Origin of the sequence: Amycolatopsis decaplanina DSM 44594 (assembly GCF_000342005.1) — a bacterium.
Classification (GTDB): Bacteria; Actinomycetota; Actinomycetes; order Mycobacteriales; family Pseudonocardiaceae; genus Amycolatopsis; species Amycolatopsis decaplanina.
On record NZ_AOHO01000038.1, the window covers coordinates 78,493 to 100,725 of the forward strand.

A 22,233-nucleotide genomic window follows, 5' to 3' on the forward strand; every position below is an offset into this window, starting at 1 on the left:
CTCGCGTGCTTGGACGCGGAACACGAGAGTTCGCCGTCCAAGCACGCGTGATCGGCTTTCAATCACGCGAGTTCGGTGTTCGATCACGCGAGTCTCGTGTTTCGCCTCCTGAAGGCGGGCGTCAAGCGGTGGTGCTGTTCCGGATCTCCAGCGAGAACGGCGTCTGGACGTCCTCCGGTTCCAGGTCGCTCCCGCCCGCGATACGCCGGCGCAGCAGATCGACCGCCGCCCGCGCGATCGCCGCCTTGTCCGGCGCGATCGTCGTCAGCGACGGAAGGCTGTACGCGCTCTCCTCGTTGTTGTCGAAACCGACGATCGCCATGTCCGACGGCACCTGGACACCGCGCTCGGCCGCGGCGCGCAGGGCGCCGATGGCGAGAAGGTCGTTGAAGCAGAACACCGCGTCGGGCGGTTCCGGCAGCGCGAGGAGGTGCGCCATCGCTTCGGCGCCGTTGGCGCGGTGGTAGCGCAGAGCGGGCAGGACCAGTTCCGGAATGGGCGCTAGCCCCGCCTCGTCGAGCGCGGAGTGGTAGCCCTCCAGCCGTTGGGCGGCGGTGTGGCGCTGCGGATGCGCGCCGATCGCGGCGATCCGGCGGCGGCCGAGCGAGATCAGGTGCCGCACCGCGATCCGGGCCGCCTGGACGTTGTCGATGCCGACGTGGTCTATCGGGACGTCGACGACGTGCTCGCCGAGCATCACCAGGGGTACGCCCGGTGCCAGGTCTTCGAAGTCATTGGTGTGCAACGCTTCCGGGCTGATGATCGCGCCGTCGATCAGGTGCGGGCCCAGCGCGGACAGCGCGTTGCGCTCGCGTTCCCTGGTGCCGAGGGTCTGTTCGATCAGGACGTTCCACTCGTGCTCCTGCGCCGCCTGCAGCACCAGACCCGCCAGTTCGCCGAAGTACGGGATGCTCAGTTCGGGCAGCATCAGCCCGAGGAACCCGGTGCGGCCGCGGCGGAGGTTGCGGGCGCCGAGGTTGGGCCGGTATCCGGTCGAGGCCAGTGCCTCCTCGACGCGCTTGCGGTTCTCCGGCTTGACGAAGTCGTAGCCGTTGACCACGTTCGACACGGTCTTGACCGAGACGCCCGCAAGCTTGGCGACGTCCTTGAGCGTGGCCACCCTCGCTCCCCTCCGCAGTGCTCCGGTACAGATCCGGCACAGCCTAGCCGCGCGAACGGCGGATTTACAACGTTGTACCAACGATGTAAATCTGGCATCGTCCCTATGAGTGACATGGGTCACCGCAGACCCGTGTGCTCGACTTCCCCGAGGAGCGATCGATGTCCCTGCCCATCCGCCGCACCCTGCTCCTGGTGACCGGCCTCGCGCTCGCGCTGACGGCCTGCACCAGCCGTGAGACCCAGCAATCCGCCCCGTCGGGGGCGGGGCCGGCCGCTTCGGCGGCGCCGAACCAGGCCGCGGGGCCGGGATGTGCCCGCGAGAAGACCGGCTACCCGCAGGTGGACGTGAAGAACGCGGTCATCGGCTTCTCCCAGTCGGAGAAGGAGGCGAACCCGTTCCGGATCGCCGAGACGCAGTCCATCAAGGACGAAGCGAAGAAACTCGGTGTCCCGGACGACAAACTCCTGGTCACCAACGCGCAGAGCGATCTCAACAAGCAGGTCAGCGACATCAAGTCGTTGCTGGACCGGGGCGCGCAGCTGCTCATCGTCGCCCCGCTGAACTCCGACGGCCTGCAGCCCGCCCTCGACGCGGCGAAGGCCAAGAAGGTCCCGGTCATCACGATCGACCGCAAGGTGACCTCGCAGCCGTGTTCCGACTACCTGACCTTCATCGGCTCCAACTTCGTCGAGCAGGGCAAGCGCGCGGCGCAGGAGATGGTGAAGGCCACTGGCGGCACCGGCAAGGTCGCGATCCTGCTCGGCGCGTCCGGCAACAACGTGACCACCGACCGCACCAAGGGTTTCAAGGACGAGATCGCCGCGACCACGGGCATCCGGATCGTCGCCGAGCAGACCGGTGAGTTCGACCGGTCCAAGGGGCAGGCGGTCATGGAGCAGCTCATCCAGAGCAACCCCGAGATCACCGCCGTCTACGCCGAGAACGACGAGATGGGCATCGGCGCGGTCACCGCGCTCAAGGCCGCGGGCAAGACGCCGGGCAAGGACGTCAAGATCGTCTCGATCGACGGCACCCGCAACGCCGTCCAGCTCATCGCCGACGGCAGCTACAACGCGGTGATCGAGTCCAACCCGCGTTTCGGCCCGCTCGCCTTCTCCACGCTGCAGGACTTCGCCGCCGGCAAGGAGATCCCGCCGACCGTGGTGATCTCCGACGACCAGTACGACTCCGCGAACGCCGCGCAGAAGCTCGGAAACGCGTACTGACGATGGAACCGGTTCTCGAGGTCGAAGGCGTGACGAAGACGTTCGCCGGGGTGCGCGCGCTCGACGACGTGTCGTTCGTGCTCCGGCCGGGCGAGGTGCACGCGCTGGTGGGCGAGAACGGCGCCGGCAAGTCGACGCTGATCAAGGTGCTCACCGGCGTGCACAAACCGGATTCCGGCACGATCCACGCGCGGGGCGCGATCTCCACGATCTACCAGGAGGTCAACCTCATCCCGCTGATGAGCGTGGCGAGCAACGTGTACCTCGGCCGCGAGCCGAGGGGCCGGTTCGGGCTGGTCGACTGGGCGCGGATGAACTCCGACGCGGCGGCCTTGCTGGCGGACTACGGCATCGACGCCGACGTCCGCCGTCCACTGGGGACACTCAGTGTCGGCGCGCAGCAGATGGTCGCGCTCGCCCGCGCGGTGTCGGTCGACGCCGACGTGGTGATCATGGACGAGCCGACGTCCTCGTTGGAGCCGCGTGAGGTCGAGACGTTGTTCGAGGTCATCGGCAGGCTGCACGAACGCGGGATCGCGATCGTGTACGTCAGCCACCGGATGGACGAGCTGTACCGGATTTGCGAACGGGTGACGGTGCTGCGGGACGGCAAGCGGGTCCACACCGGACCACTCGCCGATCTGCCGCGGCTGGAACTGGTGTCGATGATGCTCGGCCGCAGTGTCGGCGACATCCGTTCGCACGGTGCGACGGCCTTCGAGGGTGATCACCAGGCGGGCCGGGAGCCGGTGCTGCGTGCGGAGAACCTCACCAGCGGCAACCGTCTGGGTGGCGTCTCGGTCGAGATCAAACCCGGTGAGATCGTCGGTCTCGCGGGACTGCTCGGCTCCGGCCGGACCGAGACCGCGCGGGCGATCGTCGGCGATCTGCCGCTCTCCGGTGGCACCGTGCTCGTCGGCGGAAGGCAAGTTCCGCAAGGGAATGTGGCCGCCGCGATGCGTGCGGGCGTCAGCATGCTCGCCGAGGACCGCAAGACCGAGGGCATCATCCCGCATCTTTCGGTACGGGAGAACATCGTGCTCGCCGCGTTGCCGAAGCTGTCCCGCTTCGGCCTGGTCAGCCGGGCCCGCCAGGACAGGATCGTCGACACGTTCGTGAAACGCCTGCGGATCAAGGTGTCCAGCCCCGACCAGAAGGTCGCCGAACTTTCCGGCGGTAATCAGCAGAAGGTGTTGCTGGCCCGCTGGCTGTGCACCGAGCCGAAGGTGCTGCTGCTCGACGAGCCGACCCGGGGCATCGACGTCGGCGCGAAGGCGGAGGTGCAGGCGCTGATCGACGAACTCGCGAAAGACGGGCTCGCCGTCCTGCTGATCTCGTCGGAGATGGACGAACTCCTCGACGGCGCGGACAGGCTGGTCGTGCTCAAGGACGGAGCGGTGGTCGGGGAACTGGCGGGGGAGCAGCTCACGCAGGACCACGTGCTGGCCGCGATCGCCTCGGGTGGCGCGGATGACTAGCACCCAGCGGAGAACGGAGGAACCGGGGACCACCATGACGGACGCGGGGAAGACGGTGGACCGGACCCGGGTGGCGCGGTGGCTGCAGGAGTACGGCGTGTACGTCGCCGTCGTCGCGCTCGTGCTGTTCAACATCGCGTTCACGGCGAACTTCCTGACCGTGGGCAATTTCCGCACCCAGCTCATCCAGGCCGCGCCAGTACTGGTGGTCGCACTCGGGATGGCGCTGGTGATCGGTACCGAGGGCGTCGACCTGTCGGTCGGCGCGGTGATGGCGCTGTCGGCCGCGCTCGTCCCGCTCTACCTCGGCGCCGGAACTCTCCCCGCGGTGGCGGTCGCGCTCGCGGCGGGGCTGGCCGCCGGAACGCTGAACGGTGTCCTCGTGGCCAGAGTCGGGATCCAGCCGATCGTGGCGACACTCGCGCTGCTCGTCGGCGGGCGCGGGCTCGCGCTGGTGCTCGCCGACGGCCAGCTCGTCCAGCTGCACGATCCGGATTTCCTGGCTCTGGGCAACGGCGAGGTGCTCGGGATCCCGGTGAGCGTCCTCATCGCGGCCGTGCTGGCGGTGCTCATGTCGGCGCTGGTCGGGAAGACGGCGTTCGGCAGGCGGCTGGTCGCGATCGGCGGCAACCGGCGGGCGAGCGTGCTGGCCGGGTTGCCGGTCAACCGCGTCCTCATCGGCGTCTACGCGATCTGCGGGCTGCTCGCGGCACTGGCCGGGGTGCTTTCCACCGCCAGGCTCGGCGCGGGCGACCCCGCGGACGCCGGCTTGCTGATGGAACTGTCCGCCATCACCGCGGTCGTGGTCGGCGGCACTCCGCTGACCGGCGGCCGTGTCCGCATCCTCGGCACGGTGATGGGTGTCCTGCTCATGCAACTCGTCCGCGCCACGCTCATCAAGCACAACCTGCCGGATTCGACCGCGCAGATGATCCAGGCCGCGATCATCGTCGGCGCGGTGTACGTCGCACGGGAACGGAGCAGCCGATGACCGCGGCGCCCACGATGGCCGCCCAGGACTCCACGCGGCGCGAGCTGATGACCGGAGTGCTGCAGAAACAGGGCGCGGCGATCGCGCTGGTGCTCATGGTCGCCGTCGCGTGGCTGCTCTTCCCGCGCTTCGGCAGCCTGGACAACCTGCGCGACATCGCGTTGCAGAGCTCGTTCCTCGCGATCATCGCGCTCGGCATGACGTTCGTGATCATCACCGGCGGGATCGACCTGTCGGTGGGGTCGGTCTACGCCCTCGGCGGGGTTCTCGCCGCCTACGGGTCCCAATGGGGATTCCTCGTCGCGCTGCTGTTGCCACTGGCGGTGTGCGGGCTGATCGGCCTGATCAACGGGCTGCTCGTCGCGAAGACCGGGATGGCACCGTTCATCGTCACGCTGGCTTCTCTGCTGTTCGCCCGCGGTCTGCTGCTCGCGATCACCACCGAAGGCGCGACGACGTACAAGATCCCGGAAGGCGAGGCATTCGTCGAACTCGGGCGCGGCACGCTGTTCGGCTTCGGTTATCCGGTGTTCATCGCGGCGGCACTGTGCCTGATCGGCGGGCTGCTGCTGCGGCGGACCCGGTTCGGGCAGTCGGTGTTCGCCACCGGCGGCTCGGAGCAGTCCGCGAAGCTGATGGGACTGCCGGTGGCGCGCACCAAGGTCACCGTCTATGTGATGAGCGGTGTCCTTTCCGGACTCGCGGGCGCGCTCACCGCGGCCTATCTGCAATCCGGCGTCACGGTGATCGGGGTCGGCCTCGAACTGGACGCCATCTCCGTCGTCGTCATCGGGGGCACCCTGCTCACCGGTGGCGCGGGCACCATCCTCGGCACCGTCATCGGGGTCGGGATCCGCACCGTCATCCAGAACGTGATCAACCAGATCGGAACTCTCGACAGCAACTACCAGTCGGTGGTCAGCGGTGCGTTCCTCTTGGTGGTCGTTGTGCTGCAACGGTCATTGGCCCGTACGACCGCCCGGAGATAGGGAGATCGCATGCACCGAAGAACCGCGCGCGCCCTGAGCGTCGTGGCCGGTCTGCTGGCCGCCGCGACGACACTCGTCCCCGTCGCCCAAGCCGCCCCCGTTCCGCTCCCGACCCCGTGGACGGACCAGGTCTCGCCGTCGAACGCGCTGCCCGAGTATCCGCGTCCGCAGCTGGTGCGCTCGGAATGGCTCAACCTCAACGGCACCTGGGGTTTCACCGGTGCGCCGAACCTGAACTCGCCCCCGATCGGCAGGCCGCTGAGCGAGAACGTCCTGGTGCCTTACCCGATCGAGTCGATGCTTTCGGGGATCGAACGGCATGAGGACAACATGTTCTACCGCCGGACGTTCACCGTTCCGTCCACTTGGGACGGTCGCAGGGTGAAGCTCAACTTCGGCGCCGTCACCTGGGAGACCCGCGTCTGGGTCAACGGGACGTCGATCGGGAGCCACACCGGCGGTTTCGACGCCTTCTCGTTCGACATCACCCCGGCGCTGAAGGCGGGGGAGAACGAGATCGTCGTCGGCGTCGCGTCGCCGGTCGACGGCAGCCGGTACCCGGTCGGGAAGCAGCGCAAGACGCCCAGCGGCATCTTCTACACGGCGGCGTCGGGGATCTGGCAGACCGTGTGGCTCGAACCAGTGCGGGCCGAGCACATCACGTGGCTCGACACCACGCCCGACGTCCCGGGCGGCGCGCTCGACCTCGTCGTCCAGGGCACTGCCGGACAGCAAGCGACCGCCGAAGTGCTTTCGGGCGGCCAAGTGGTCGGCACCGCCACCGGTGTCGTCGGCTCTCATCTGCGAGTCCCGGTCCCGAACGCGCGGCTGTGGTCACCGGACGATCCGTTCCTCTACGACCTGCGCGTCCGGCTGCCCGGAGGCGACGTCGTCACCGGGTACTTCGGCATGCGGTCGCTGGGCAAGGCGATGGTGGGCGGCGTCATGCGACCGCTGCTCAACGGCAAGTTCGTCTTCCAGCTGGGCACCCTGGACCAGGGATACTGGCCGGACGGTATCTACACCGCGCCGACCGACGAGGCACTGCGGTTCGACCTCGAACGCCAGAAGGCGCTGGGCTTCAACATGGTCCGCAAGCACATCAAGGTCGAACCCGCGCGGTGGTTCTACCACGCCGACAAGCTCGGTCTGATGGTCTGGCAGGACATGCCCGCGCTCGACTCCATCGACGAGGTCCCGAACGGGCACGCGAACTACGAGTCCGAACTGCGGCGGATGATCGAGCAGCACAAGGGCATCACGTCGATCGTGCAATGGGTGCCGTTCAACGAAGGCTGGGGCGAATACGACGCCGGCCGCATCGTCGACCTGGTCCGCTCGATCGACGACGCCAGGCTGATCAACCACAACTCGGGATCCAACTGCTGTGTGTCCGATCCGGACCCGGGCAATGGTGACGTGATCGACGATCACGCGTACCAGGTCTCCACCGGCACAAGACAACCCGACGCGCGACGGGTCGCGGTGCTGGGGGAGTACGGCGGTCTCGGCAGACGCGCCGTCGGGCACGAGTGGGAACCGGGCAAGGGTTTCGCGTACGGCGCGCTGTACCCGGACGAGACGTCGCTGACGAACCGGTACGTGGAGATCACCAAGCAGGTCGGGCGGTTCGTGCACGGCCGCGGGCTTTCCGCGTCGGTCTACACCGAGCCGTACGATGTCGAGAACGAGGTCAACGGCTTCTACACCTACGACCGCCGCGTGCTGAAGATGACCGAGGCACGGGTGCGGGAGATCAACCAGAAGGTGCTTGCCATCGCCAAGGGCACCGAGGTGGGCCGGGGCGAACTGGTGTCACTGCGGGTCACCACGGCCGGGTACACGGATCGCTATCTGAGGCATCAGGACGACTTCGTCCGCACCGACGTCCTCGGCGAAGGCAGCGCGGATCTCGCCAAGAAGGACGCGACGTTCTGGGTCCGGCAGGGGCTGGCCGACGCGTCGTGCCTGTCGTTCGAGTCGCGGAACTACCCCGGGCACTTCCTGCGGCACGCGTCGTCGCGGATCCGCAAGGACGCGAACGACGGTTCGGCGCTGTTCGCCGGGGACGCGACCTTCTGCGCGAGGGAAGGTGCCGGTGGGACGGCGTTGGAGTCGTACAACCAGCGTGGCGCCTACATCCGGCACTACGCCGAGACCGTCTACCTCGCGCGCAGCGGCGGGGTGAACCCGTGGGACACGCCGTCGAGCTTCGCGGCGGACACGACGTGGGCGGCGTCGGTCCCGCTTTGGCGCAGCGGCGCCGATCTGCCACTGGACCAGGCGCGATCGTTCAAGGTGACCACTCCCGGCTTCACGGACCGCTTCCTGCGGCATCGTGACGGCCTCGCACGGACGGACGTGGTGAACGCGTCGAGCGCGGCGTTGCTGAAGGCGGACGCGACGTTCGTCGTACGGCGCGGTCTCGCGGATCCGTCCTGCTACTCGCTGGAGGCACGTAACTATCCTGGTCAGTTCCTGCGGCACGCGGACTTCCGGGTGCGGCTGGGCGGGAACGACAACACGGACCTGTTCCGGAAGGACGCGACGTTCTGCGCCCAGCCCGGTGCCGGCGGAGTCCGGTTGGCGTCGGTGAACGAACTGGGCACGAACATGCGGCACTACGCCGAGGAGGTCTACGTCGCGACCAGCGGTGGTGGCCACCGGTTCGACAATCCGGTCTCGTACGACCAGGACGTCACCTGGGCGGTCTCCGCGGCCTGGGCTCCTTAGCAGGTCTCGTGAGTGGTAAGGACGGTTCTAACCGTCCTTACCACTCACGAGGACGGTGACCACGCCCGGTAACCTTGCCCTCATGACCGGCCCGGATACCCCCGTCTCCTTCAAGCTCGCGTACGTCCCCGGCGTGACGCCCTCGAAGTGGGTCCGGATCTGGGAGGAGCGGTCGCCCGACGTCCCGCTCGAGCTCGTCCAGACGACGGCCGCCGACGCCGTCGCGCTGGTCCGGGAGCGCGAGGTGGACGCCGTCCTGCTCAGGCTCCCGATCGATCGTGAGGGCCTCCACGCGATCCCGCTCTACACCGAGACGACGGTCGTGGTCGTCCCGAAGGACCACCTGGTCGCCGCCGCGGACGAGGTCTCGGTCGACGACATCGCCGACGAAGTCGTGCTGCACCCGCTCGACGACACGCTGGACTGGGACGCGCCGCCGGGGAAACCCGCGCTGGAACGTCCCGCCACCACGGCGGACGCCATCGAGCTGGTCGCCGCCGGCGTCGGGCTCCTGGTCGTCCCGCAGTCGCTCGCGCGGCTGCACCACCGGCGTGACCTGACCTACCGCCCGATTTCGGGCACTCCGGAGTCCGGGGTCGCGCTGTCCTGGCCGGACGACGAGACCACCGACCTGATGGAGCAGTTCATCGGGATCGTCCGCGGCCGGACGCTCAACAGCACCCGCGGAAGGCAGCAGCCGCAGGAAAAGCAGGCGCCGGAGAAGAAGGCCCCGGCGAAGAGCAAGCGCCCCCAGTCCGCCGGCCGGAAGCCGCAGTCCGGGAATCGTCGCGCTCCTCAGGGCGGGAAACGTGGCAAGCCCCGTCGTCGCGGTTAGCGAGAGCTCGTGAGTGGGCTTGCCACAGCGACCTGGCGCATTCTCGACTATCCCTAAGAGACACCGACCGCGATCAAATGCCCGATTCGTGCACTTTGCGTGGCTTCGCGCAGGGGTCGTGAGTGATAAAGAGCGTTCTAAAGAGCGTTCTAACGACCCTTGTCACTCACGACCCCCGTGGGGAACTGCGCATATGGGCATCAATCGGATATTTTGCCGCCAAGAAGTGTCCCGTGTGGACACTCGGTGCACGGCCGGCCCCGCCGGCCAGTCCAGAACAGCGCGGCGAAGGACTCTCTGCCCACCGTGAAGGCGGCGAAGAAGGCCTTCACGACAGCCCCGAAAGGAGCTTTCGCGCATGATCGCTGGACTCTCAGGTCCGGCAAGGGCCCTGCCTCTGGTCAGCTCTCGCTGCGGGCGGCCTTCAGGCGCGCCTCCTCCTTGCGGACCTCGGCCTGGGTCTCGCGCTCCCGCTTCAGCCAGTCGGGGTTCTCGCTCTTGACCGCGTCGATCTCCTCGGTGGTGAGGGCGCCGGTGATGCCGCCGCGCGCCAGGCCGCTGATGGAGACGCCCAGCTTCGCCGCGATGACCGGACGCGGATGCGGCCCGTTGCGGCGCAGTTCCCGCAACCACTCGGGCGGCTCGGCCTGCAGCGCGTTCAGTTCGTCGCGGGAGACGACACCCTCCTGGAACTCCGCCGGGGTGGCCTCGAGGTACACACCCAGCTTCTTCGCCGCTGTCGCGGGCTTCATCGTTTGAGGGGTTTTCTGCGACGTCATTGCCTCAGGGTAACGAGCGGCCAGGGCACCGCCGATCACACCCGGTGATCGGCCCTCTGCCTGGTGCTCGCGAGACTCGTCTCAGCCACCCTTCGTGGGGAGTGCCACGACACCGAATCCGGTGAGCACCCCGGCCACGGCGACCGCGACGAGGACCAGCCAGGCGACCGGGTGCCCGAGGTTGAGCGTCCAGTAGGTGCCCACCCGCCGGTGCACCAGCAGCGCAGGGTCGTCCCGGTTCACGTAGATCATCCCGGCCGCGTACCAGTGGCGATCGTCGTCGCGTTGTTCGTGCCGGGTCTCCGGTTCGTCGCCGGTGGGCGGCAACCGGTGCCCGGCGTCGCCCGCCCGGACGGAGAAGCCGATCCACGCGATGAACGCGGTGGCGATGGGCAGGTAGGCCACGATCGTCACCGGCACGGTCGTTTCGGCGACATCCCACAGTTGAAGCGAAACGACGAGCAGTGTCGCGTTGACGCAGCCCGCGGAGATCAGCAGCAGACCGAGCACGCCGTGCAGGTACTCCCGATACCGCGAAGCCGACGCCGACGGCTGTGCGGCGTCGATCTCGGGCCGGGCCCGCGAGATGGCGACGGTCATGAGCGCGACCAGCCCGATGACCAGGACCTGCGCGACGATCGTCGAGAAGCTCGCCGCGCCCGCGAACAACCCGACGACCGCCGTGGCGACCGCGAGCAATACCGCGGGCGCCAGAAGGATCCACTGTGGACGAACAGGGTCCGAGCGCAGCGAAGTGTCGGTGGCGACAGCCTGTCGCGTCCCGGCGTACCAGCCCTCCTTGCGTTTCGCGGCGACGATCGAACGCTGTGCCAGTCCGCCGAGCAGCGAGCAGACGACGACCAGGCCGACGAGGACGGCCTCGAACGCGAGCCAGCCGAGGAGGACGACGGCGCAGGCCGCGATCGCGGCCGCCCCGATGCCCCGGTTGTAGCGACGGCGCGCGAGAAGGATGACGGCTTCTCTTGAGCGCCGGGCCGGGACCCGGACGCCGAAGGGAAGCGTCGGCCGGGCAAGTGCGGGCGCCGAGCCGAAGGCGGCCGCGGTGAACGCGATCAAGGCCAGGTGCAGCCAGACCGGGCCGATCATCGCCGCGCGCTCGCCGCGAAGGAGTCCAACACCGTTTCGCACCGGCTCGCCACTTCGCGCGGCCCCAGGCCGAGAGCGACGGCTTCGGCGAGCAGAGTGCGCAGGCGCTCTTGCCATTCGTCCGCATAGCCGTCCTCCGCCGGTCCGGAGGTCGCGTCCCGCCGGACGACCGCGCCGGTCTTGCGGTTGATCCGGATGAACCCCTGGGCCCGCAGCAGGTCATAGGCCTTGTTGACGGTATGGAAGTTGATCCCGAGGTCGGCACCGAGCTGCCGGGTGGAGGGCAGGGCGCTGCCCTCGGCCAGCGCACCGTCGGCGACGGCTTCGACGATCCGGTCGCGGATCTGCTGGTAGATCGGAACCTCGCTGTCGAGGTCGAGAGTCAGCAACACCAGTCAAGGATATCTGCTATACACTTGCTATAACAGCTACATCAGCTGGCTATCAGTGGGAGGTGGTCATGATGGCGACGATGGACATCGCCGATGGCGGGGTGCGAGTGAGGTTCTCGGCCTGGGAGCGGCTGGCCGTGTGGCGTGACGAAGTGGTCGTGCCGGCGGCGGCGATCAAGGCCGTCGAGCTCGTCGACGCGCCGGTGGGGCGGGCGCGCGGGGGACGGGCTGGGATTCTGGTCAGCGGTGTGCTGAAGGTGGGTTACTGGGGGCTGGGAACGGGCGTCCGTCAGCTGGTGTCGGTCCGCAGGGGTGTGCCGGCACTGCGGGTTGAGATCGATCGCGGGGTCGCCAGGCTCCCGTTCGACGAGGTGCTCGTCAGTGTGCCGAACGCGGCGGAACTCGCCGGCGCGCTCGCGTCGAGCTACACCTAGAGGTAGTCGAAGAACCGGTCCCACCACGACGGCGGCCGGTCCGGCGGGTACAGGGCGTCGAAACCGCTGATCCCGGTGTACTTGGTCCACAATGGGTGTTCGGAGACGGGCAGGTAGCCGAGTGCTTCCAGCTCGTCTTCGACCCGTCTTCGGGCCGGCGCCGGGAAGAACTCCCGTTCCTCGTCCTCGTCGTAGCTGCCGGGATTCCCCAGTGTCACCGCGACGAGGCCGCCGAAATTGCTGACCGTGACGGTCACCTGGTCCCGTGCGGCGGTCGCGCTCGCCGGGATCACGATCCTGCCGAGGTGGCTGGCGTCCTGGACGTGGCGGTCGACTTCGCAGGAGCAGCCGAATCGTCGCTCGAGCCGTTCGATCAGCTGCTCGAATCGCGCCCGTGCGGCCGGTCCGTCGAAATCGTGCGGTACCTCCCAGTGGCCGGGTTCGTCCAGCTCTCGCAGCAGCGCCCAGGTCTGCTGTTCGTCGAGGGGCATCGTCGCCTCCCGGCCTCGGGTGGTCTAGTCCACTTTCCGGACTGACCTTAACCAGCCGCATCCCGTGCGGACAATGGTGGGACGAATTCTGGTCGGAAAATTTATCGAGCGTCTCGGGTAGCGCCAGCGCTACCCGAGATTCTGCAGTCCACACTCCTGATCTTCGCGCCCTGTTCGGGCAGGCTCGTAGGTGTCGATCCGAACGAGCAAGGAGTGTGAATGACGGTGCGCAAGGGCGTCGTGGTCCTGACGGTGGCCGGCCTGCTGGGAGCCTCGTGGACCACGGCGGCGGACGCGGTCCCGGCCAACGGGGCGGAGCTGCGGAAGGGGCTTGACGCGTTGGTGCGTCAGGAGAAGTTCCCGGCCGCCCTGGCCTACGTGAGCGACGGCAGGCGGACGACGTCGCTGGTCGCGGGATCGTCGCGGATCGATCGGCAGGTCCCGGTCCCGAAGGACGGCACGGTCCGCGCGGGCAGCAACACCAAGGCGTTCACCGCGGTCGCCGTCCTTCAGCTCGTGGCCGAGGGCAAGGTCGAGCTGGACGCGCCGATCGAGAAGTACCTGCCAGGGATCGTGCGAGGGGAGGGGATCGACGCCACCAAGATCACCGTCCGGCATCTGCTTCAGCACACCAGCGGGTTGGCCGACTACGCCGATTACCTCGGGTTGCCGGATTTCGAACGGGTACAGCACCGGTACATCCCGAATCACGAACTGCTCGCCTTGGCGTTCAGCCATCCGGCGAAGTTCGCGCCCGGCGCGGGCTGGGCGTACAGCAACACGGGCTACTTGCTGGCGGGAATGGTGATAGAGAAGGTGACGGGGCGCCCGGTGCAGGAACAGATCACCGAGCGGGTGATCAAGAAGGCGGGACTGAAGCACACGTATTGGCCGCAGGTCGGAGACCAGACCATCCGCGGACGGCACCCGCAGGGTTACGCGATCGGCGACTCCGCCACCGGCAGGGTGGTCGACGCGACCGAGATGGATCCGTCCTGGGGCGGCGCGGCCGGGCAACTGATCTCGACGCCCAGTGACCTCGGCAGGTTCTTCCGAGTGCTGCTCGACGGTGGGCTGCTGCCCGCCGCGCAGCTCGCCGAAATGCGGAAGACGGTCGACGCGCCGGTGTTCCCGGGTGCGAAGTACGGGCTGGGCCTGATGAGCAACCCACTCAGCTGCGGCGGGGTGTACTGGGGCCACGGAGGGGACATCCCCGGATTCGAGACCCGTGGCGGGGCCACGGAAGACGGTCGCACAGTCGGGCTCGCGGTGACAGCGATGCCAGGAGTCTTCGGTGACTTCAAGCAGGGGAACAAGGCCGTATTGGCCACTGTGGACACCGCGTTCTGCAAGTGAACCCGCTCGCGGAAAACCGGTTCCCGATCCACCGAGGAGTGGCTAAACTCGCCACGAAGTCACCCCGGCGAGGAAGGACAGGACCGTGCGTCATCACAACGCCGTCGTCGTCCCCTCGGCTCGCTACGAGGTGATCCTGGTGTCTCCGCGCACCCGGTGCCTGCCGCGCGGCTCGCACCGGTCCGTTTGACGAACGTCTGAGCTCCTCGCGCCTTCTTCCCTTTGTCCGCAATGGGAAGAAGGCGCCTGCCCGCGTTCGCCGAATCGCGCCGTCGGAGTTCCCGGAGTTCCCCTCGAAAGGCCCGTGCCATGCGCACCGACCCGCACCGCGTTCCCCTGTCCGCTGTCCGCAATCTGGGCATCCTCGCCCATGTCGACGCCGGCAAGACCACCCTCACCGAACGGATCCTGTACGTCACCGGCACCACCTACAAACGCGGTGAGGTCCACGACGGCACGACCGTGACCGACTTCGATTCCCAGGAGCGTGACCGTGGCATCACCATCTTCGCCGCCGCCGTCAGCTGTTCGTGGGACGGTCATCTCGTCAACCTGATCGACACCCCCGGCCACGTCGACTTCTCCGACGAGGTCGAACGGTCGCTCCGGGTCCTCGACGGCGCGATCGCGGTGTTCGACGGCGTCGCCGGGGTCGAGCCGCAGAGCGAATCGGTGTGGCGCCAGGCCGACCGGCACGGCGTGCCGCGGATCGCGTTCGTCAACAAACTCGATCGCGCGGGTGCCGACCTCGACGCGGCCGTGGTGTCGATCCGGGAGCGGCTGCATCCGCGTCCACTGGTGGTCCAGCTGCCGATCGGGATGGAAGACGGCTTCGTGGGCGTCGTCGACCTGCTGCGGATGCGGTCACTCGTCTGGGCCGATGGTGCCGAGACGGCCGAGGAAGGGCCTGTGCCGGAGTCGCTTGTGGACGAAGCGAACCGGCGTCGACGGCTGCTCGACGAGGCGGTGGCGGAAGCCCATCCGGCGGCGCTGGAGGAGTTCTGCGAGTCGTCGGCGGTTTCGACGGAGACGCTGGTCTCGGCGCTGCGCGAGCTGACCCGGACCGGCGACGGCGTCGTGGTGCTGTGCGGCTCGGCCTACCGCAACCGTGGTGTGGAGCCGTTGCTGGAAGCCGCGGTGGCGTATTTGCCCGCGCCGTCGGATGTTCCGCCGGTGCGGGGCGAGTACGAAGGCACGGCCCAAGAACGTCCCGCCGATCCTTCGGCGCCGTTCGCGGCACTGGTGTTCAAAGTGACCTCGACCGCCACCGGGCGGTTGACGTTCCTGCGGGTGTATTCGGGCACGATCCGGACTTCGGAGGCGGTGATGGACGTGGGCAGTGGCCGTATCGAGCGTGCCGGCCGCATCCTGCGGGTCCAGGCGGACCGGCACACCAGGGTGGACAGCGCCGTCGCGGGTGACATCGTCGCGGTGGTCGGGCTGAAGACGGTCCGTCCCGGCGCGACGCTGTGCACGCCGTCGGAGCCGCTTCTGCTCGAGCCGCCCGTCGTGGCCGATCCGGTCGTGTCGGTCGCCCTCGAGCCGCGGACGGGAACCGACACGGAACGCTTGATGTCGGCGCTGGCACGGCTGGTCGAGGAGGACCCGTCGCTGGTCATCCGGACCGATCGGGAGACCGGTCAGACCCTGCTGTCGGGGATGGGTGAACTGCACCTGGAGGTGGCGGTGGAGAAGATCCGGCGTGACCACGGGCTGGACGTCGGGGTCGGACGGCCCCGGGTCGCCTACCGCGAGACGGTCGCCCGTGGCGTGTCCGGTTTCGTCCACCGGCACGTCAAACAGGACGGCGGCGCAGGGCAGTTCGCCCACGTCGTCATCGACACGGAACCACTGGAGGAAGGGGAATTCGAGTTCGAGTCCACTGTGGTCGGTGGCCGAGTGCCGAAGGAATACGTCCGCGCTGTCGAAGCGGGTTGTCGTGACGCGCTGGCGGAAGGCCCGCTCGGCGGGCATCCGGTGACCGGCGTCCGGGTCACGCTGACGGACGGGGCGACCCATTCGAGGGACTCTTCGGAACTGGCCTTCCGGGCGGCCGGGCGGTTCGCGCTCCGGGCGGCTTTGGCCGCCGGTGCGATGACGCTGCTGGAGCCGATCGCCGAAGTGACCGTCACGGTGCCCGAAAGCGCCGTCGGCGTGGTGCTCGGCGACCTCACCGCCCGGCGCGGCCGGGTCCTGGGGTCGGCGGTGCGCGCGGGAACGACCGTGATCACCGCGACCGTGCCGCTGGCCGAACTGTTCGGCTACGCGACGCGGCTGCGCAGCCGGACCCAGGGCCGGGGCACGTTCACCGCCCGGCCGACCGGCCACGCCCCGGCACCGGAGGGGCAGCCGGCCCGGTGAACCGACGATGGCCCGCCCACGACACTGTGGGCGGGCCATCGCCCGAACCGCTGCCACCCGGCGATCGGGCGCCGGGCGGCAGCCGTCTTCAGCCGGTCACGCCGAAGGCCACGGCGGACGGCAGTTCTGCCGCGGCAATGCGTGCGATCCGTTGGTGAACACGCCGTCCGCGATCGTGTCCTCCATGATCGAACGGTGATCGGTGGGACGGGCCCACTGGTAGCAAAGGTGCTGGGCGAAATACCCGCCAGGCGCTTCGATGGTGTCGAAGTGGCAGACACCGTCGGTTTCGATGCAGTAGCGGATGAACGGGATACCACCGAAGTCGGTGCGGCCGGGCCCGAACGACACGTAGCCGCCGAACGGCGACGGCGCCCCGGTCCCCGCCGGGAGAACCGCGCTGATCCCGCGTCCTGGCCTGCCGACGGGCTGCATCGGGTCGGCGAAGATCTTCGCCCTGAACCGCGACTTGTCCACGGCCAGTTTCCCGTCGGCGATGTCGTTCAGCACCAGGTTCGCGACCAGTGCGCCCTGCGAGTAGCCGACGACGGTGAATTCCGCCCCGGGGTTCTCGTCGAAGGAGCTCTGGACGACACGACGGGCTTCTTCGTGCCCGCGCGCGACGCTCTGGTCCATCGGCGTCTGGTCGCAGTCGGGGGCGCCGAGGGCGCCCGCCGGGTAGTGGACCACCTTCTTGACGCCGCCCCGCAACCAGGCGTCGTTGTAGACCGTGGCGGCCCCGTCGCAGGTGCCGCCGATGAGGAGGTAATAACGCGCCTCGTCGGCCGTCGCGGCCTGGGCCGACGGCACGACGGCGCCGATCAGTCCGGCGGCCAGCGCGGCCGCCGCCAGAACCCCCCTGAGTTTCTTCACATGCATCGTCCTTTCGTTCGACTACGGTGCGTGTTCGAACGCTAGGGACGCGTCATGAAATTCTGATGAAACCCCGTCGGGCGTCAGCGATGGGAGAGCACGTTGACCACGTGCCCGCTGGGATCGCGGACGAAGAACCGCCGGACGCCCCACGGCTCGTCGGTCAGTTCGTGCACGATCTCGGCACCGGCCGCCTTGGCCGCCGTGTACCGCGCGTCGACGTCGTCGACCTCGATCGAGGCGACCGGCACGACGGGCGCCGTCTCGTCATGGGTCATGAGGCTCAGCTGGACCTCCGGCCGCCGCGGATCGGCCAGGGTCACGATCCAGCCGTGATCCATCACCACCTCGAAGCCGAGAACCTGTACGTAGAAGGCTTTCGCCTGCTCCAGCGTCTGGGTTTCGAGGTCGGTGACCACTCTCTTGATCGACATGCGCGGATACTGGCACAGGGGTCCGACGGTTTCGGGGGAGCAGGAGCGGCGTCGCGAGCATGAGCGTCCCGGCGATGCCGACCGCGACACGCGGGCCGGTGAACGCGGCGAGCAGGCCCCACAACGCGGTCAGTGCGGCGGTGGTGAGCTTGCCGGCGATCGACCAGGCCGACAGCGTGCGCGCCGCGCGGTCGAGGGGCACCTGTTCGAGCCTGCTGGTGGCGAGCACGGGGTTGAACACGCCGATGCAGGTGATCAGGCAGAGCTCGACGACGATGACCAGGATCAACCCGGGCACACCTGGCTGGATGAAGACCAGCCCGACGGGCCAGCAGATCCGCAGCCGACCTGCGACGAAGAGGACCTTGTCCCGGCCGTACCGGGCGACCACGGTCCGGGAGATTCTCGCCCCGATCAACCCGCCGAGACAGGGCACGGCGAAGGCGACCGCGTACTCCCACGGCGCGAAGCCGAGTTGCCCGAGCATCAGGACGGCGACCAGCGGCGCGGTCGCCATGATCAGGCCGTTGACCACGAGCGTGTTGACGAACAGGGGCCGCAGCAACGGATGGGTGAGGATGAACCGCCACCCCTCGCGCAGGTCGCGGCCGGTCAACCGAAAGCCTTCCGGCCTCGCGGGTGGCGGTTCCGAACCGCCGGCCGCACGGATGCCGATCGCCGAGAGCAGATAGCTGACCGCGTCGGCGGCGATCGTGATCACCGGCCCGAACAGGCCGACGGCGAAACCGCCGAGCGGGGGGCCGAGCACGGTCGCCGTCCAGGTCGTCGATTCGAACCGGGCGTTCGCGACCAGCAGATCCTCGGGCGGCAGCAGGGTTTTCAGGAACGCCCCACTGGCGGCCAGGAACGTGATGTCGGCCGCGGCGACGACGACGGACACGGCGAGAAGCTGACCGAAACCGAGCAGCCCGAGCGCGTACGCCACCGGGACGGTCAGCAGCGCTACGCACCGGACCAGGTCCATCGCGATCATCACCGGTCGTTTGCGGCGGAATTCGACCCAGGGCCCGAGCGGCAGCGCGACCACGGCGCCCACGACGAGACCGGCGGCGGCCAGCAGCGAGACCTCGGTGGTGCCCGCGCCGAGCACGACGATGGCGATCAGGCTGAACGCGTCGAACGCGAACCTGGTTCCGAACGCGCTCGCCGCGTATGCCGCCCACAACCAGCCGAACCGTCGCCCCAGCGATCTCCCACCCACCCGCGAGATCAAAGCAAGCCGGGGCGCCGAAGTCGAACAACGGGTCGTTGGCGGGTCACAACCGCGAGTTGTACGACCCGCTCAGAGATCCCCGAGCGCGGTGACCGGCGACTCGACGCAGTCGGCGACGAACCGCAGGAAGCCGCCGGCGGTCCCGCCGTCGCACACCCGGTGGTCGAACGCCAGCGTCAGCTCGCAGATCTTCCTCGCCACCAGCGCGCCGTCGACCACCCAGGCACGGTCGATGATCCGGCCGATGCCGAGAATCGCCGCTTCCGGGTGATTGATGATCGCGGCGGAACCGTCCACCCCGAACACTCCGTAGTTGTTCACCGTGAAGGTCCCGCCGGTGAGGCCGGCCGGGCCGAGCTTTCCTTCCCTGGCCTGCGCGGTCCGGTCTCCGATCGCCGCCGAAAGCTCCCTTGTGGACAGCGAACCCGCGTCACGGACCACCGGTACGACGAGACCCCGGTCGGTTTGCGCGGCGAAACCGAGGTTGATGTCCCGCAGCTGGACGATCTCGTCGCCTTCGACGCGCGAGTTCAGCTCGGGGTACTTCCGCAGACCCGCGACGGCGAACCGGGCGACGAGGCCGAGAAGACTCACCGGGCGATCCGGCGACGAGGCGTTGAGGGACTTCCGCGCGGCGACGAGTTCGGTCGCGTCGACGTCGACCCAGACCGTCGCCTCGGGGATCTGACGCCGCGAGGTCGTCAGCTTGTCCGCGACCGCCTTGCGGACCCCGGTCAGCGGTATCCGCGTTTCGCCGTCCTTTTGCTCGGGGACGGTGAGCGCCGCTTCGACGTCGGCGCGCCGGATGATGCCGCCCGGACCGCTGCCGATCAGCTTCGTCAGGTCGATCTTGTTGTCGACGGCCATCTTGCGGACGAACGGCGAGATCACGCCCGGCGCTTTCGGCGGCTTCCCGGGAGTGGCGACGACGGTGCGCGTCCGGCGGCGCCTGGCCGTGGTGGTCGTGCCGTAGCCGATGAGGACGTTGCCGCTGCCTTCGCTCGCGGTCGTCACGCCGGGTTCGGCGAACCCGGGGCCGATGGTGAGCAGGGGAGCGCCGACCGGCAGCGACTGACCGGGTTCGCCATGGAGGCGGGTGACGACGCCGGCGAACGGCACCGGCACCTCGACCGCTGCCTTCGCGGTCTCGATCTCGACGACGGGCTGGTCGACGCCGACGGTGTCGCCTTCCGCGACGAGCCAGGTGACGATGGTGCCTTCGGTCAGTCCCTCGCCGAGGTCCGGGAGCAGGAAATCAGGCACCGGCCACCACCGGTTCGTCGTTCCACTGCAGCCGGGCGACGGTGTCCAGGATCCGGTCGACGTCCGGAAGCTGATGGCGCTCCAGTTTCGGTGGCGGATAGGGGATGTCGAGCCCCGTGACCCGCAGAACGGGCGCGTGGAGCTGGTGGAAGCACTGCTCGGTGACCCGGGCGACCACCTCGGCACCGTAGCCGCCGAACCCGGCGGCCTCGTGGACGACGACCGCGCGCCCGGTGCGGCGCACCGAAGCGGTGACGGTCTCGTCGTCGAACGGGCTCAGCGACCTCAGATCGACCACCTCGACGTCCCAGCCTTCGGCGGTCGCGGCCTCCGCGGTCTCCAGCGCGGTGGCGACCATCGGGCCGTACGCGATCAGCGTGACGTCTTTGCCCTCACGGCGCACGATCGCGCGGTCCATGGCCGCGCCGTCCCGGGTGAAGGACACGGGTTCCTTCGACCAGTAGCGGCATTTGGGTTCGAGGAAGATCACCGGATCCGGTGAGTCGATCGCGTCGCGCAGGAGGTCGTAGGCGTCCTGGGGAGTGCCGGGCGTGACGACACGCAGGCCGGGCGTGTGGGTGTAGTAGGCCTCGCTCGAATCGCAGTGGTGCTCGACGCCGCCGATCCCGCCCGCGTAGGGGATCCGGATGACCATCGGCAATGACAAGGCGCCGCGGGTGCGGTTCCGCAGTTTCGCCACGTGCGAGGTGATCTGCTCGAAGGCGGGGTAGGCGAAGGCGTCGAACTGCATCTCGACCACCGGACGGAACCCGCCCATCGCCATCCCGACCGCGAAGCCGACGATGCCGGATTCGGCCAGCGGTGTGTCGAAACAGCGTTCCTCGCCGAAGTCGGCGGTGATGCCGTCGGTCACCCGGAACACGCCACCGAGCGGGCCGACGTCCTCACCGAAGATCAGCACGCGATCGTCGTCCTTCACGGCGTCGCGCAAAGCGATGTTGAGTGCCTGGGCCATCGAGATCTCAGTCATCAGCCCTCCACGGCTTCCAGCTCGGCCGCGACCAGCGCCCGCTGAGCGGCCAGCTGACGGGTCGGAACGGCGTACACGTGCTCGAACAGGGACAACGGGTCCGGCTCCACGTCGGCGTTCAGGGTGTCGCGCACCCCGGCGGCGAACGTCTCCGCCTCAACGCGGAATCGCTCGATATCGTTGTCGTACAACAGGTTCTCGTTGGTCAAGTAGGTCTCGAGACGGCGAATCGGATCGGCCGCGCGCCACTTCTCGACCTCGGCCTGGTCGCGGTACCGGGTGGCGTCGTCGGCGTTGGTGTGTGCGTCGATCCGGTAGGTGTGCGCCTCGACCAGGACGGGCCCGCGACCGGAGCGCGCGTGCGCGACGGCGTCGTCCAGCACCGAAAGGACGGCGACGGCGTCGTTGCCGTCGACCTGTTCGGAGCGGATGCCGTAGCCGACACCCTTGTAGGCCAGCGCGGGGGCGGCGCTCTGCTTCTCGAACGGCACCGAGATCGCGAACCCGTTGTTCTGCACGAAGAACACCACCGGTGCCTGGAACACGGCCGCGAAGTTGAGCGCCTCGTGGAAGTCGCCTTCGCTGGTGGCGCCGTCCCCGATGAGCGCGAACGCGACGGCGTCCTCGCCGCGGCGTCGCATCGCGTGGGCGAGCCCCGCCGCGTGGAGGGTCTGGGTCGCCAGCGGGGTGCACTGGGGAGCGACACGGGTTTTGACGGGGTCGTAGCCGCAATGCGCGTCGCCGCGGAGCAGCGTCAGGATCTGACCCGGTTCGAGCCCACGGGCGACCAGCGCGACCGAGTCGCGATAGGTGGGGAAGAGCCAGTCGGCGTTGGTGAGGGCCAGCGCGCTCGCGACCTGGCAGGCCTCCTGGCCGGCACTCGACGGATACACCGCGAGACGGCCCTGTTTGGTCAGCGCGGTCGCCTGCGCGTCGAACCGGCGGCCGAGCACCATCAGCCGGTAGGCCTCGACGAGCCGTTCGGACGGCGGCTCCGAATAGCCGGCGTGCTCGTCGACGCGTGTGCCGTCTTCGGCGAGGAACCGCACCGGCACTCCGGACGGCAGCAACGCGGCGGCAGGGGTCTCCCGCGGCATGACGCAGCACCACCTTTCACAGACATATGATGCTGAGATGGTGGTT

General features: G+C 68.7%; 19 protein-coding genes and 1 pseudogene. 9 read left to right on the forward strand and 11 right to left on the reverse strand.

Annotated features, from left to right (window positions below; all coding sequences use genetic code 11):
- Nucleotides 1-121 precede the first annotated feature (121 nt).
- On the reverse strand, nt 122-1,120 hold the full coding sequence (locus tag H074_RS07980; protein WP_007029521.1) for a LacI family DNA-binding transcriptional regulator: 999 nt from the start codon (nt 1,118-1,120) through the stop codon (nt 122-124).
- Between the two features lie 161 nt (nt 1,121-1,281).
- Between H074_RS07980 and H074_RS07985 the strand changes: the two genes are divergently transcribed.
- From H074_RS07985 to H074_RS08010, 6 genes are all read left to right on the forward strand, one after another.
- Complete coding sequence (locus H074_RS07985) at nt 1,282-2,349, forward strand: ABC transporter substrate-binding protein (protein ID WP_007029522.1); 1,068 nt, start codon at nt 1,282-1,284, stop codon at nt 2,347-2,349.
- Between the two features lie 2 nt (nt 2,350-2,351).
- The gene (locus H074_RS07990; RefSeq protein WP_007029523.1) at nt 2,352-3,827 is read left to right on the forward strand and encodes a sugar ABC transporter ATP-binding protein; all 1,476 of its coding nucleotides are present in this window, start codon (nt 2,352-2,354) and stop codon (nt 3,825-3,827) included.
- Nucleotides 3,828-3,861: 34 nt separating this feature from the next.
- Nucleotides 3,862-4,818: an ABC transporter permease gene (locus H074_RS07995; protein WP_007029524.1), complete on the forward strand. Its 957-nt coding sequence runs from the start codon at nt 3,862-3,864 to the stop codon at nt 4,816-4,818.
- Nucleotides 4,815-5,807, forward strand: coding sequence for an ABC transporter permease (locus H074_RS08000; RefSeq protein WP_007029525.1), 993 nt, complete (start codon nt 4,815-4,817; stop codon nt 5,805-5,807). Before H074_RS07995 ends, H074_RS08000 begins: the two co-directional genes overlap by 4 nt.
- 9 nt (nt 5,808-5,816) lie before the next feature.
- Nucleotides 5,817-8,540 (forward strand): AbfB domain-containing protein, encoded by a 2,724-nt coding sequence (locus tag H074_RS08005; protein ID WP_007029526.1) that lies wholly within the window; start codon nt 5,817-5,819, stop codon nt 8,538-8,540.
- Nucleotides 8,541-8,622: 82 nt separating this feature from the next.
- The gene (locus tag H074_RS08010) at nt 8,623-9,375 is read left to right on the forward strand and encodes a LysR family substrate-binding domain-containing protein (RefSeq protein WP_007029527.1); all 753 of its coding nucleotides are present in this window, start codon (nt 8,623-8,625) and stop codon (nt 9,373-9,375) included.
- Between the two features lie 401 nt (nt 9,376-9,776).
- Here H074_RS08010 and H074_RS08015 read toward each other — a convergent pair whose 3' ends face one another.
- The 3 genes from H074_RS08015 to H074_RS08025 form a co-directional block, all read right to left on the reverse strand.
- Nucleotides 9,777-10,127, reverse strand: coding sequence for a DUF5997 family protein (locus H074_RS08015; RefSeq protein WP_007029528.1), 351 nt, complete (start codon nt 10,125-10,127; stop codon nt 9,777-9,779).
- A 108-nt stretch (nt 10,128-10,235) separates the two neighbouring features.
- The gene (locus H074_RS08020; RefSeq protein WP_235096696.1) at nt 10,236-11,303 is read right to left on the reverse strand and encodes a DUF1648 domain-containing protein; all 1,068 of its coding nucleotides are present in this window, start codon (nt 11,301-11,303) and stop codon (nt 10,236-10,238) included.
- A complete protein-coding gene (locus H074_RS08025; RefSeq protein ID WP_007029530.1) occupies nt 11,258-11,653 on the reverse strand; it encodes a GntR family transcriptional regulator in 396 nt (131 codons plus the stop codon). Before H074_RS08025 ends, H074_RS08020 begins: the two co-directional genes overlap by 46 nt.
- 71 nt (nt 11,654-11,724) lie before the next feature.
- Here H074_RS08025 and H074_RS08030 point away from each other — a divergent pair, with 71 nt between their 5' ends.
- A complete protein-coding gene (locus tag H074_RS08030) occupies nt 11,725-12,087 on the forward strand; it encodes a hypothetical protein (protein WP_039921857.1) in 363 nt (120 codons plus the stop codon).
- Here the strand turns inward: H074_RS08030 and H074_RS08035 are convergent.
- A complete protein-coding gene (locus H074_RS08035; RefSeq protein WP_007029532.1) occupies nt 12,084-12,578 on the reverse strand; it encodes a polyhydroxyalkanoic acid system family protein in 495 nt (164 codons plus the stop codon). The two genes, H074_RS08030 and H074_RS08035, sit on opposite strands and share 4 nt — an antisense overlap.
- 219 nt (nt 12,579-12,797) lie before the next feature.
- Here H074_RS08035 and H074_RS08040 point away from each other — a divergent pair, with 219 nt between their 5' ends.
- A complete protein-coding gene (locus H074_RS08040) occupies nt 12,798-13,934 on the forward strand; it encodes a serine hydrolase domain-containing protein (protein WP_007029533.1) in 1,137 nt (378 codons plus the stop codon).
- 309 nt (nt 13,935-14,243) lie between these two features.
- Nucleotides 14,244-16,295 carry an elongation factor G gene (gene fusA / locus H074_RS08045; protein ID WP_007029534.1) on the forward strand — a complete coding sequence of 684 codons (2,052 nt, stop codon included), beginning with the start codon at nt 14,244-14,246 and terminating at the stop codon, nt 16,293-16,295.
- 96 nt (nt 16,296-16,391) lie between these two features.
- Here fusA and H074_RS08050 read toward each other — a convergent pair whose 3' ends face one another.
- The 6 genes and pseudogenes from H074_RS08050 to pdhA form a co-directional block, all read right to left on the reverse strand.
- Nucleotides 16,392-17,174: a PE-PPE domain-containing protein gene (locus H074_RS08050; protein WP_007029535.1), complete on the reverse strand. Its 783-nt coding sequence runs from the start codon at nt 17,172-17,174 to the stop codon at nt 16,392-16,394.
- Between the two features lie 77 nt (nt 17,175-17,251).
- Nucleotides 17,252-17,527 (reverse strand): annotated as a pseudogene (locus H074_RS08055) (VOC family protein); the annotation flags it as partial.
- On the reverse strand, nt 17,436-18,824 hold the full coding sequence (locus tag H074_RS08060) for an MFS transporter (RefSeq protein WP_083920387.1): 1,389 nt from the start codon (nt 18,822-18,824) through the stop codon (nt 17,436-17,438). The pseudogene H074_RS08055 and the gene H074_RS08060, both read right to left, overlap by 92 nt.
- A gap of 81 nt (nt 18,825-18,905) precedes the next feature.
- Nucleotides 18,906-20,099, reverse strand: coding sequence for a dihydrolipoamide acetyltransferase family protein (locus H074_RS08065; RefSeq protein WP_007029538.1), 1,194 nt, complete (start codon nt 20,097-20,099; stop codon nt 18,906-18,908).
- Complete coding sequence (locus tag H074_RS08070) at nt 20,092-21,090, reverse strand: alpha-ketoacid dehydrogenase subunit beta (RefSeq protein ID WP_007029539.1); 999 nt, start codon at nt 21,088-21,090, stop codon at nt 20,092-20,094. The genes H074_RS08065 and H074_RS08070 overlap by 8 nt, the downstream gene beginning before the upstream one ends.
- On the reverse strand, nt 21,090-22,187 hold the full coding sequence (pdhA, locus tag H074_RS08075) for a pyruvate dehydrogenase (acetyl-transferring) E1 component subunit alpha (protein WP_007029540.1): 1,098 nt from the start codon (nt 22,185-22,187) through the stop codon (nt 21,090-21,092). Before pdhA ends, H074_RS08070 begins: the two co-directional genes overlap by 1 nt.
- Nucleotides 22,188-22,233: the final 46 nt, after the last annotated feature.